The organism is Calditerrivibrio sp. (genome assembly GCF_049968475.1).
GTDB lineage: Bacteria > Chrysiogenota > Deferribacteres > Deferribacterales > Calditerrivibrionaceae > Calditerrivibrio > Calditerrivibrio nitroreducens_A.
This window is the reverse complement of record NZ_JBMFQS010000001.1, coordinates 273,375-286,269: the sequence shown is the minus strand read 5'-3', so window position 1 is coordinate 286,269 and position 12,895 is coordinate 273,375. Positions and strand designations below refer to the sequence as shown.

Below are 12,895 nucleotides of genomic sequence, written 5' to 3'. Positions count from 1 at the left end.
AGTTACCTTTTCAGATTGTTTACCACCTGCAGCATCTCATCACTCGTCTGTATCGCCTTTGAATTAAGCTCATACGCTCTTTGACCTGTTATCATATTCACCATCTCTTCAGCCACATTTACATTACTCATCTCTAAAACCCCCTGCGCCACAGTTCCAAATGCATCGGTACCCGGGGCACCTGTGACAGGCTCACCACTTGCCGCAGTGGGCTGATAAAGATTTCTTCCAATATTTTTTAATCCAGATGGATTTATAAATCTTGCAAGCTCTATAGCACCTAATTCCGTTGGGTTAGTATCCCCAGGGATTGTAACAGATACAGTACCATCCTGACCTATGATAATAGAAGTGGCATTCTCAGGCACTGCTATTGCTGGCTCCAAAAGATACCCTTCCGCCGTCACAATATTACCATTTGAATCCAATTTAAATGATCCATTTCTCGTATAACCTATCGTGCCATCCGGCATTGTCACCTGAAAAAAACCATCCCCTTCGATCGCAATATCTAATTGATTACCGGTTTGTTGAAAATTCCCCTGTCCAAATATCTTTTCTGTTGCCACAACCTTGGTACCAAGACCTATCTGAATACCTGTTGGATGGTTGATCCCGGCGGCGGTGGGACCACCCGCAGGTCTCATCTCCTGATAAAGTAGATCCTCAAAATGGATCCTCGACTTTTTAAAACCTATGTTATTAACATTTGCAAGATTGTTTGAAATATTATCGATATTCATCTGTTGTGCGGTCATCCCGCTTGCAGCTGTCCACATCGCTCTAAACATAAACTACCCCCTATGCTATTCTTCCAAGTTCGTTGGAAGCTTTTTCATTTAATTGGTCTATTGTTTGGATCACCTTTTGATAGGTTTCAAAACCTCTATTGGCTTCTATCATCTTTACCATCTCCTGCACGGCATTAACGTTGCTACCTTCTATATAACCCTGCATGATATTCGGATTTTCCATCTCCACAGGTAGAATATCTACTGCAGCAAAAAGGTTTCTTCCCACCTTCTGAAGCCTCGTGTTATCTTCAAAAGTAGCTATGTTTATCTGATCCACCTGTACCCCATTTACCATAACCTCACCAGTTGGTAAAAATACAACATCATCCCCGTTTATCACTATCGGCTGATTATTTCTGGATAGTACTCTATAACCATTGCTATTAACAAGCTCATTATTACTATTTATACTAAATGCACCATCCCTTGTAAATCTTATACCCCATGGTGTATCAACCACGAAAAAACCATTTTCACCCCCTATTGCCAGATCAAATTTATTCCCAGTCTGATGAATAGCCCCTTCAGAAAGATCAAGATAGTTTCTGTCGAGCTTCACCGTTCTATTTATCGTCTGGTTGTAAAGGGAGTTTCTTATAATATCCTCCGGAAACTCCTTAGGTTTTGCGATATAATTTTGAAAAGTAAACCCATCTTTTTTGTATCCATTTGTATTCACATTGGCAAGGTTATTGGCAATATTACTCACCACTCTTTCCTGCATCATCATTCCAGAAGCTGCCACATACAATCCATTTAACATATCATCCCTCCATAAAGATCTTTGAAAATGAGTTTTCCAGAAGGTATCCCAAACCTTTGACTGTAAGATACTTAACCGGCTTTGCAGTTTTAGAGGGGAAATAGAAGAAATTTTCATCTGAGCTGGAAACAGCAGTCACCTTTGTCCACATAATTGGTCTATTATCCTTTGCCAATATAGATATTTCAATTTCTGAGCTATTTTCACCATAGCGTTTTTCATAAGATTCGCTAAGTTTTGTAAGAACTATAAAATCTGCTTTTTCAGGTTTATCCACAATTACGCCAAATTTATTTACTATAATGACCCTCTCTATTATCTTCTTAATATTTTCATCGTAAGATATCTCCCCCAATCTTGTTATCTTTTCAGGCATAACGTAATACTTAAAATTATCGTATATTAGATGATTACCGTAGTCAGCATAGACATAATTTTTATATTTTGCATCAGTTTTATCGAATATTAGCGATGAAAAATTTGAATTCATCTCCACAAGAGCTGCGGTAAGGATATAACCATAGGAAGGATTTAATACATTTATACTATTTTTTGATATAGTTTTTGCATTATCCACCGGCTTACCCGTAATGGAACAATTGAGCATAAAAAATGTAAGTAAAAGTAACATATACCTCATTGCTTACCTCCTGTCTGTAGATAAGCAATGAGTATGCCAAAATTAAGGATAAATTTTACCGTATATCGGTACGAATTATATTTTCATCTTTATCATAGGTAATTTTTATAAATAGATAGCCGTTCTTCTGTTTGGAGCTTTCTATAGGTGTTCCGGCAATCTCCCATATGCCAATGGTGGCTACATCAAGAAGTCCATGCATAACTGCCCTGGAGGTGGCACCGGTATCAATGGCAAATCTGTATTCCTCCGTCATTGTACCATCAGAATGTTTTGTGCTGCTAATCACTTTAGGCCCCATCAACAAAACACATGTGCGATTGTTGCATTTGGCGAGATTCTTTTGAAACTCCAGAGGCTTCATCCCTTCACTTTTAGAAGCCATATAGACAGAACAACCATAAAAAAAATATAAAATCCAAAAAACCAAGAAGATCCTTTTCATACCGTTATTATACAGCAACAAATTTTTTTGTCAAATAATGATTATATTACTATCTAACTTTTTCTTTCAATAAATATTGTATTTAAATCTTATTGGAGAGCATCTTCTCAAGTTTTATGATTTCTTCTGTAGTAGTCATAACAATAAGTTTGTCATCTTTTGATAAAATGTAAAAGGGATAAATAATCTTTCTAAAATCTATGCATCATTCAACCTTAAAATATTTTTAAATCACAAAATCAACCAATAGTGGGGTATCTTTTATGAGATACCCCTTCAATCTACAATCTGATGGAGAATCAAAAAAAACTGATTTTTTTAACCCTCACATGTTTCCGGTGCTTTACTATCGAGGGAGTGCTCTATCAGGTATTGATGGATATTATTAAGTTCTTCCACAGACAGTTTTGATTTTTCAAGCTCATTATTTTTATGAACTTTTTTAAGTTTTTCCATATTATTTGTAAAATAAGAATCCCATTTAGCAGCCGTATAGCTGGAAGGGATAATACCATCTTTTTTGTGACACATCTGATAGCAATTTTTCCTGAATTTTCTTCTTCCATCCCTCGTATTGGCCGCAAAAAGTGATGTTACAAAAACAACAAGCATTAGAATTGATACAAAATAAACAAGCTTTTTCATACTCCCTCCATTTTCGACGTAATAAAAGCTATCACTACTTAATACATTTTCTAATTCAAATCAACATTTTTTATTCGCTTTCTTTGCATTTGTTTTCTTGACAATAGAAGTTATTTTGATAGTATTGATTTAGATTAGAGGTGTTTTATGCATATGAGTGATGCTTTAATATCTGTACCTACAGGTGTCACATTTTGGACAATTTCTATAGGTACAATGGCCTATTCTGTCAAAAAGCTGAGAAAAGAGGAAAAAGAGAAAACAATCCCTCTTATGGGTGTAATGGCAGCATTTGTATTTGCACTTCAAATGGTAAATTTTTCTATACCGGGTACGGGCTCCAGTGGCCATTTTGCTGGAGGATTTTTGCTGGCAATCATTCTTGGCCCATATCTTGCTTTTCTTTCGATGGCCTCTGTACTGATAGTTCAGGCCTTATTTTTTGCAGATGGTGGAATATTGGCATTGGGTTGTAATATTTTTAATATGGGATTTGTACCATCATTTATAGTTTATCCTCTAATTAATTCATTATTTAAAAATAGCTTGACAAATTTTGCCATCTGGCTCGGCGCTGCTTCATCTTTACTCATAGGTGCAACATCCGTGGCATTGCAAACAGCTGTTTCAGGTATAGCTGAGTTGCCATTTTCCAAATTGCTTTATCTTATGATTTTCATCCATTTATTAATATCGATAGTAGAAGGTTTAATTACGGTTGGATCATACAATATTATCCATAAAATATACTCTTCAGAGAATTATAGTGGTGCTAAATTAAAACCTTTTTTATCAATTTTTATCCTAACAATCATCATAGCATCAATATTTTCTCTTTTTGCATCAGAACAACCTGATGGTCTTGAGTGGAGCGTATTTAAAATAATCGGTGAAGAAAAAGAACCCACAAGCTTAATCGCCACCGTACACCACTTTTTAGGTAAGATTCAGGAAAAAATATCTTTTCTACCAGATTATAACTTTCACAATAACCAATCAAAATTAGGTACATCTATATCAGGTATCATCGGTTCAATTATTACGATAATTTTTGCTGCGATACTTGGGATACTAACAAATAGAAAAACGAATAGATGAACACACAAAAAACGTTACAATTTCTTATAGATATTGAAGAAATGCCATCAAAAGGGGGATTGCTGACCGAGGTATCCCCCTTTTTCAAGATTTTAGTTTTCATTTTTTTTTCAGCTATAAATGTATCTATAAACAAATACGATATTGTTAAATCGTTATTTCTCACTACCTATTGCGTATATATCTTTTTCATATCACCCATTACCTTTCGTTACCTTTCAAAAATAATTCTCTACTCATCTTTTTTCATATTATTTATAGCCATCTTAAACCCTCTATTTGATAAAAATATCTACAATTTATCAGGATATGCAATAAATGCAGGAATTATATCCGCTTTGAATATATATATAAAATTTTTAAATATTGTAATAATAACATCCTCAATGATTTCATCAACAAAATTTTCGGATATTCTAAATTCATTAAAAATCTTAAAACTACCCCATGAGATAGCACTGTCAATGACGATAATGTATCGATTTCTTTTTTTATTCCTTTCTGACATAATTCAAACAACTGAAGCCATAAATAGCAGAAAAAAAAGCTACAATAAGCTTAATTATAAATATATGAAAAATATCATTTCCAGTATGTTTCAAAGAGCCATATACAGATCAGAATCGATTTATGAGGCGATACTTGCTAAAGGTGGTCTAAATTTGAGAGTTAAAAAACAGCTTAATTTCAATTTAAAAGACCTTGCTTTTCTCACTATTTCTATGACATATATTACGTTCATAAGGGTATTATAAGTGAGTCACCACTATATACAGGTCACAGATCTCAGCTATACCTATCCAGATGGTACAAAGGTTTTAAAAAATATCACTTTTAGAGTGAATCATGGTGATTCTGTAGCTGTTTTAGGGGAAAATGGATCCGGAAAAACAACACTTTTAAAACACTTAAATGGTACAATTCTACCGATGGAGGGAGAAATCGATATAGGCGGGATATTTATTTCTAAAAAAACGTTGACTCACATAAGATCCAAGGTGGGTATGGTATTTCAGAATACAGATAATCAGCTTTTTATGCCAACGGTAGAGGAGAATATCGTTTTTGGTTTATCCGAATTGGGCTTATCCGATGCGAATATAAAAAATATTTTAAAATCTATCGCCGAGGAATTAAAAATATCCCACCTTTTAAATAAACATCCGTTTAAGCTTTCAGGTGGGGAAAAGAGGAAAATATGTATTGCATCTGTTTTGGCATCATCCCCCGAAATACTTGTACTCGATGAACCAACATCAGAGCTTGACCCTAAAAGTAGCTACGAGATTATCCAGATATTATCCAATTTCCAACATACCAAAATAATAGCAACCCACAACTTAGATTTAGCCCAAAGAATATGCAACAGATCAATTTTAATCAAAAATGGTGAGTTAATGTATTATGGTGATACCGATCAATTATTTAGGGATGAATCGATATTAAGAGAAGCAAATTTAATATTCTGAAAAATCATAAAAATCATATTTTTTATGATTTAATACTTGACAAATTGTTCCATCTGATCTATAAATAAATAAGGAGATTATATGCAGACCACAGCCCAATCGATATATGCCATTTATGCTCTTGTTTATATAAGCTATAAAAATAAACCTGTTAATCCTGCTGAAATTTCTAATAGCTCCTCTATACCAAAACGATTTTTAGAAATAATTCTAAATAAATTAAAACACCACGGCATTTTAAAATCTAAAAAAGGTCCCTCTGGCGGTTTTATCCTTTCAAAACCACCACAAGAGATTACACTTTACGATATCCTTTCCGCCACAGAGGGCAATTTATCACTATTTGACTGCGGAAAATATCTCCCCGAGGGGTGCCACTTTAAACAATTTCTCGAATCCATAAACATTAAGCATCTAAACTTACTTAAATCGATAACTCTCGAAGATATAAGCAAACAGGAGTCTCAATATTTTTTAGACTTCATAATATAAAAAAGGAGGCAATTTTATGAAAAACCCAGAATCAATTCTACTCCATTACGGATATGAACCGGATGGAACCGGTGCCAGAGCAGTACCAATCTATCAGACATCATCCTACATCTTTAAATCCACTGATCATGCAGCCAACCTATTTGCCCTCAAAGAATTTGGCAATATCTACACAAGATTGATGAATCCTACCCAGGACGTTTTGGAAAAAAGGCTTGCCGCCCTTCATGGGGGTACCTCAGCTATAGCTGTATCTTCCGGTCAGGCGGCAATTACATACTCAATACTCAACATTACATCTCCAGGTGACAATATAGTAAGCACTTCCTTCCTTTATGGTGGAACATACAACCTTTTTAAATACACCATGAAAAAGCTATGCAGAGAGGTAAGGTTTGTGGATTCATCAAAACCTGAAAATTTTACAAATGCAATAGATGAAAATACAAAAGCCATCTACATCGAATCCATTGGCAACCCTAAAAATAACGTAAATGATTATAAAGCAATAGCAGATATCGCCCACAAACATGGAATCCCCCTAATCGTTGACAATACAGTATCACCATATATACTAAACCCATTTGAATATGGTGCAGATATAGTGGTTTACTCTCTGACAAAATTTGCCAGCGGCAACGGTACAAGTCTTGGTGGTGCAATAGTGGAAAAAGGTGACTTTCCATGGAATAATGGTAAATTTAATGAAATGACAGAGCCTGATAACTCATATCATGGTCTAGTATACTGGGATGCTTTTGGCTGGCATGATAAAGCTGTTGCCAAAGGGTGTATCTTTACACTAAAAATAAGGCTACAGCTCTTAAGAGATATGGGGGCATGCATCAGCCCATTTAATGCATTTATGATAATAGAAGGGCTTGAAACCCTCCCTCTCAGAATGAAGAAGCATTGTGATAATGCCCAGAAGGTGGCGGAATTTTTGGAAAAACATCCCAAGGTGGGATGGGTTAACTATCCTGGACTTCCTTCACACCCGGATCACGAAAATGCCAAAAAATATCTAAAAGGTAACTATGGAGCGATAATTGGTTTTGGGGTAAAAGGTGGTTATGATGCAGGAAAAAGATTTATCAATTCATTAAAAATGATTTCTCATTTGGCAAATATAGGGGATGCCAGATCGCTCGTGATACATCCGGCAAGTACCACTCATCAGCAACTTTCCCCTGAAGACAGAATAAAATCCGGTGTAACCGATGATTTTATTAGATTGTCTGTTGGGATCGAAAATATAGAAGACATTATTGAAGATCTAGATAATGCATTAAATTAATGAGGTTTATATGAACAACTACTACGAAAGCTATTTTAAAACCATTGGGAATACCCCCCTTGTGAGGCTTTCAAGAATAGATAAGGGTTTAAAGGGTAAACTATTTGCAAAGCTTGAAAGCAGAAATCCAGCCTTTTCGGTAAAAGACAGAATTGCTTATGCCATGATTTTAGATGCCATTAAAAAAGGTCTTCTAAGAGATGGTATGGAGATTGTTGAACCCACCAGTGGAAATACAGGTATAGCCCTTTCAATGATGGCTGCTTCCTTCGGGTTTAAAATTAAGATTACCATGCCTGAATCGATGAGTATTGAAAGAAGGGCTTTGATGAAGCAGTTCGGAGCAGAGCTTATACTTACCCCTGCTGATAAAGGGATGAAAGGGGCTATAGATAAAGCAAATGAACTGATAAATGAACAACCAGAAAAGTTTTTCATGCCGGGGCAATTTGATAATCCTGCAAATCCTAAGATACATGAAGCCACCACTGGCCCCGAAATCTTCAGGGATTTAAAAGGTGAAGTGGATTATTTTGTAGCCGGAGTAGGTACTGGTGGTACGATCACTGGAACTTCAAGATTTTTAAAAAGAGTTAGTTTCAATAAAGTGTTATCTATAGCCGTGGAGCCCTCAAAATCCCCAGCAATAACAAAATACTTAAAAAATGAACAATTTACCCCAACACCTCACAAAATTCAGGGGATAGGTGCCGGTTTTATACCTAAAAATTTAGAAATATCGGTAGTTGATGAAGTTTTACAGATAGAAGATGAAGAAGCAATAGAAACTGCCAGACGATTATTTCTGGAAGAGGGGATAATGGCCGGAATATCCTCAGGTGCAAATTTAGCGGCTGCATTAAAAATAGCTTCAAGGGATGAAGCAAAAGGTAAAAATATAGTTTTTATCGTATGTGATACTGGTGAAAGGTATTTAAGCACTCAGTTATTTCAATAAACAATAAAAAAGGCGGGTTTCCCCGCCTTTTTATTTATCTAAGCTTAAATCTATTAATCATCGACTGTAAATCGGATGCAAGCCTTGAGAGCTGCTCCACTGCCTGAGCAGATTCTTTTGAAGCAATAGAGTTTTCTGAAGCCACTTTAGATATGTTTTCTACACTCTGTGCCATTAATTCTGTAGCTTTTGTTTGCTCATCGGTAGCCCTTGCGATTTGAGATACTTCATAGGATACTGTCTCAACACTCTCTTTAATTTCATCCAGAGCAACTGTTGCTTCTTCGGCTTTTCTCTTACCATCTTCAACCTGTTCAACACCTTCATGCATACTTGCCACAGCTCCACCTGTATCAGCTTGAATATTTTGAATCATTTCGGCAATCTCTTTTGTGGCTTTCACAGTTTTTTCTGCAAGTTTTCTCACTTCATCTGCCACCACGGCAAATCCCCTACCATGTTCACCCGCTCTGGCTGCCTCTATTGCAGCATTGAGGGCCAACAGATTTGTCTGATCGGCTATATCATCGATGACCTGAATAATCTGGCCTATCTGCTCACTCGATTCTCCCAGAGCTCTTACTGTATTTGCAGAATGAGATACTGTTTCAGCAATCTTTTCCATCATCTCTTTTGTTTCAGATACTATAGAATGCCCCTTCAAAACCTGCTCTTTCGCTTTATTTGCACTGGCAGCCACATTTGCCGCATTTTGGGCCACCTCCACAACTGTAGCATTCACCTCTTCCACAGCAGAAGCAGTGGTGGATGCCTGCTCCGCCTGCTCGATTGCACCCGCAGCAATCATTTCAGCATTTGAAGAAAGCTCTGCTGCTGTAGTGGCAAGCTGATCAACGGAGCTTGATACAATATCAAGAGAGTCTTTAATATCCCTCACCATTTTATTGAGATCTCTTACAACAGAACCTATTTCATCATTTGATTTTATATCAAGTTGGATAGTAAAGTCCCCCGCTGCCACTCTATTTATTGCAGATGAAACTTCCTGAAGAGGCTTAATAACAAATCTTTTATTAAAATAGTATATGAAATATGTGATAAGTATTATTATGATGACAAGAAATATAAAGTCTCTTAAAAGATTTTTATTTATAGTAGCCATAATGGGTGCAAGAGGTGTAAATATCTCAAATGCACCATGAATCTCACCGGCTTTCCACCCCTCCATCTTCACACCAGTAGGATCAAGCCCCTGATCATTCCCCCAATACTCCCTGGAAAGCTTTGGATCACCGTGACACCATTCACATTCTTTTGTCAATCTCACTGCTTTAAAATATCTAATAAATCCAGATTTTTTATCTATTTCATAGTGCTCTGGAGTAGGGCCACTGCCAGTATCCTTTTTGGTAAGCATCTCCAAAACCCTCTGCTCCAGCTCATCTGGAGTATTTATAGGATTGCGGGGCTGAATTTTTGGAGCTTTAAATTTTACCCCCATCTCATCAGCTTTTGCCTGAATTATCTTCATGGAGCTCACCACCGGAACTATCAATAAAAACTTATTAACATCTTTTTTGGCTTCCTCCATATTGTAAATATTGGCCTCAAGCTTTTTAGCCATAAACTCCCTGACACCCTCAGCCACCACAACAATTGCCTTAGAATTGTTAACAGCAGCAATAATTGCAGTATCTTTTGATAACTTGGCGCTTACAAAAAAAACGATACCAAAAAACACAAGTAATACAATAGCAATTATACCATTGATCTTCGTACTTAGCTTCATTATTTCCTCCTATTTTACCTCTCTGTTATTGATTTTACAAAAAGTATAATAATTTTTCAAGATTTTTATCGGATAATTCCAAAAAAAGTTTAAGTCTATTTCTATTTACTTTTTATGTAAAACATGTATAATTTTAGTATGGAATTTTTGAAGAGTACTAAAACTCAAGTATTTGATGATCTTCATGGTAGTTATGTAATATCTTCGTTTGATCTTGCATACAATATTTCAAAGATAATAGATTTGGTAAATCCAGAATTATCAAATCACCACCACAGGGTGGCATACATATCCGCAGCAATAGCCTCCAGCTATGGTCTAAACAGTGAAAGAATCTCAAATACAGTAATCGCTGCCCTTATTCATGATATTGGGGTGATGCTTGAGTCAGAATTTAACGAGTTGTCAAAATTTGAAATCTCCGAAAACACCAAATTAAACCACAGTAACGTTGGAGCATTTTTAATCGATAAAGTTGATAATTTCAAACATCTTTCCAATATCATAAGCAAACATCATCTTCAATATAATAAATTCCCAGACACAGAAGATGAAGCCCTCATAATCCATCTGGCAGATAGAATAGATATCCTTTTAAAGAGAGGTGTACCTGCCTACTACCAAAGAAATAATATAAAAGAAATGATATCCTCACAAACTGGTAAGTACTTTAAACCAGATCATGTGGATGCATTTATGTCTCTTTATGATAAAGAATTTTTCTGGTTGGATATCGAAGCTCCTGACAAAGATAAATTACTAAAAAAATATCTAAACTTTGAAACACTTGTAATGGATAAAAACGATATCCTTGCTTTTACAAATTTTCTCAGTCATATCATCGATTTCAGATGTTCATTTACCGCCACCCATTCGGCAGGTGTGGCATCAGTGGCTTCAAAAATCGGAGAATTGTTTAAACTTCCTGATTACATGGTAACAAACCTTAAAATTGCTGGCTATCTACATGATATGGGTAAGCTTGCCATAAATCCATACATCATAAACAAAAATGGGCAACTTTCCGTAGATGAAAGAATAGAAATAAAGAAACACACCTATTACACCTTTTACGCCCTCAATTCAATGGATATATTTGAAAATATAAAAGAATGGGCAGCTTTTCACCATGAATATTTAGATGGCTCCGGGTACCCTTTCCACCTAACAGCGGATAGACTTGACTTAGGCAGCCGAATAATGACTATAGCGGATATATACACAGCTATTTCTGAAGATAGACCATACAGAAAAGGACTGGATAAAAGTAAAATAATAGAAACACTTCTGAGTATGGCAAGATCTGGCAAAATAGATGGAGAAGTCGTCAACATAGTGATAAAAAACATAGAAGAAATAGAAAATGTGAGAAAACTCAGTCAATTGGTAACATCCCAAAAATATCATGAGTTTAAAAACATACTGTTTATAAGCAGTAATAATCTTAAAACTGACGCAAATGACAGCTATTTAACATATGACAATATGAAAAGTAAAATCGGGGATGTCTTAAACATAATCCATTTTGAAGAGATTATAAATAGCATTGATGATTTGATTTTAATATTAAATAAAGAAAGAAGAATTGTTTTTGCAAATTCTAAGGTATTAACTTATTTCAACAAACCTTTACAGCAGATAATAAACAGGAAAGTAGGTGAACTTTTTGATTGTATAAATGGCACAGAAGATCAATGTGGCACAACCGAATTCTGTAAAAACTGCTTTGCAAATAATTCCATAAAGCAATCTCTATTAGGGATGCATGCTCTAACGCAATGTACTATAGAACAACAGAATCTCCAAATAAAACAATTTAACATCTCAACCATTCCATTACAAACAGACAAAGGGGATTTCGTATTGTTCATTTTAAAAGATATTGACAAAGTGGATAAGTATATTATAAACAATAATTTTTACAGTGACGTAATAAATATAGTGGGCAACACATACTCCATACTGGAAGCTTACAAAAGTAATAGTATAGCACTGGATACAGATCTGCTGGAAATTTTAAGTAACAACATAAGTTTAATCTATCAAGAGGTTGAAACCCAAAGATTTATTTCACTAGTGGAACAAAATAATTTACACACCCACTTCGAAAAATTCCCTGTAAGTTTTATAGAAAAGAATTTAAAAAATATTTTTTCCACAGCGAAAGATGTAAGCTTTCAATTTGTAAAAGAGATTGACGAAATCTTTGCAGATAAAATTATTTTAAATAGGATCATTATCAATCTGGTAAAAAATGCAATTGAAGCCGGAGATGAACCCAGAAAGATAAAAATAAAATTCTGTGGTGATGGTAAAAATTATAGGATCTCAGTTCATAATCCCGAATACATCCCTGAGGAGATACAGAAAAAGATTTTTAAAACTATTTTCACCACAAAAAAAAATGGAAACGGCCTTGGGACATATTGTATCAAGTTGCTAACGGAAAGATACTTGGGTGGAAAAGTTTCCTTTATATCCAATGAACAGTTTGGCACGTCATTTTTTGTAGAATTTCCTGATATTGCAAATATGCTATAATCA

13 protein-coding genes are annotated in these 12,895 nt (G+C 35.3%); 7 read left to right on the top strand and 6 right to left on the bottom strand.

Annotated features, from left to right (window positions below):
- Positions 1–2: 2 nt before the first annotated feature.
- The 5 genes from flgG to ACP5Q2_RS01455 form a co-directional block, all read right to left on the bottom strand.
- On the bottom strand, positions 3–791 hold the full coding sequence (gene flgG / locus ACP5Q2_RS01475) for a flagellar basal-body rod protein FlgG (RefSeq protein WP_424604788.1): 789 nt from the start codon (positions 789–791) through the stop codon (positions 3–5).
- Positions 792–801: 10 nt separating this feature from the next.
- Positions 802–1,557: a flagellar basal-body rod protein FlgF gene (gene flgF, locus ACP5Q2_RS01470; protein WP_424604787.1), complete on the bottom strand. Its 756-nt coding sequence runs from the start codon at positions 1,555–1,557 to the stop codon at positions 802–804.
- Position 1,558: 1 nt separating this feature from the next.
- Positions 1,559–2,197: a hypothetical protein gene (locus tag ACP5Q2_RS01465; RefSeq protein WP_424604786.1), complete on the bottom strand. Its 639-nt coding sequence runs from the start codon at positions 2,195–2,197 to the stop codon at positions 1,559–1,561.
- Between the two features lie 55 nt (positions 2,198–2,252).
- Positions 2,253–2,582: a hypothetical protein gene (locus tag ACP5Q2_RS01460; RefSeq protein WP_424604785.1), complete on the bottom strand. Its 330-nt coding sequence runs from the start codon at positions 2,580–2,582 to the stop codon at positions 2,253–2,255.
- A 378-nt stretch (positions 2,583–2,960) separates the two neighbouring features.
- Positions 2,961–3,287: a cytochrome c gene (locus ACP5Q2_RS01455; protein ID WP_428096460.1), complete on the bottom strand. Its 327-nt coding sequence runs from the start codon at positions 3,285–3,287 to the stop codon at positions 2,961–2,963.
- Between the two features lie 153 nt (positions 3,288–3,440).
- Here ACP5Q2_RS01455 and ACP5Q2_RS01450 point away from each other — a divergent pair, with 153 nt between their 5' ends.
- The 6 genes from ACP5Q2_RS01450 (at position 3,441) to cysK (ending at position 8,601) form a co-directional block, all read left to right on the top strand.
- Positions 3,441–4,385, top strand: a complete 945-nt coding sequence (locus tag ACP5Q2_RS01450) for an energy-coupling factor ABC transporter permease (RefSeq protein ID WP_428096457.1) — start codon at positions 3,441–3,443, stop codon at positions 4,383–4,385.
- Entirely contained in the window at positions 4,382–5,140 is a 759-nt protein-coding gene (locus tag ACP5Q2_RS01445; protein WP_428096454.1) for an energy-coupling factor transporter transmembrane component T family protein, read from the top strand. The genes ACP5Q2_RS01450 and ACP5Q2_RS01445 overlap by 4 nt, the downstream gene beginning before the upstream one ends.
- A complete protein-coding gene (locus tag ACP5Q2_RS01440) occupies positions 5,141–5,854 on the top strand; it encodes an energy-coupling factor ABC transporter ATP-binding protein (RefSeq protein ID WP_428096452.1) in 714 nt (237 codons plus the stop codon). It abuts the gene before it with no gap.
- Positions 5,855–5,935: 81 nt separating this feature from the next.
- A complete protein-coding gene (locus ACP5Q2_RS01435) occupies positions 5,936–6,346 on the top strand; it encodes an RrF2 family transcriptional regulator (RefSeq protein WP_428096448.1) in 411 nt (136 codons plus the stop codon).
- Between the two features lie 16 nt (positions 6,347–6,362).
- Entirely contained in the window at positions 6,363–7,643 is a 1,281-nt protein-coding gene (locus ACP5Q2_RS01430) for an O-acetylhomoserine aminocarboxypropyltransferase/cysteine synthase family protein (protein WP_428096445.1), read from the top strand.
- A gap of 10 nt (positions 7,644–7,653) precedes the next feature.
- Complete coding sequence (gene cysK, locus ACP5Q2_RS01425) at positions 7,654–8,601, top strand: PLP-dependent cysteine synthase family protein (RefSeq protein ID WP_428096442.1); 948 nt, start codon at positions 7,654–7,656, stop codon at positions 8,599–8,601.
- Positions 8,602–8,635: 34 nt separating this feature from the next.
- Here the strand turns inward: cysK and ACP5Q2_RS01420 are convergent, their stop codons facing one another.
- A complete protein-coding gene (locus ACP5Q2_RS01420; protein WP_428096440.1) occupies positions 8,636–10,351 on the bottom strand; it encodes a methyl-accepting chemotaxis protein in 1,716 nt (571 codons plus the stop codon).
- A gap of 138 nt (positions 10,352–10,489) precedes the next feature.
- Here ACP5Q2_RS01420 and ACP5Q2_RS01415 point away from each other — a divergent pair, with 138 nt between their 5' ends.
- The gene (locus ACP5Q2_RS01415) at positions 10,490–12,892 is read left to right on the top strand and encodes an HD domain-containing phosphohydrolase (RefSeq protein ID WP_428096437.1); all 2,403 of its coding nucleotides are present in this window, start codon (positions 10,490–10,492) and stop codon (positions 12,890–12,892) included.
- Positions 12,893–12,895: the final 3 nt, after the last annotated feature.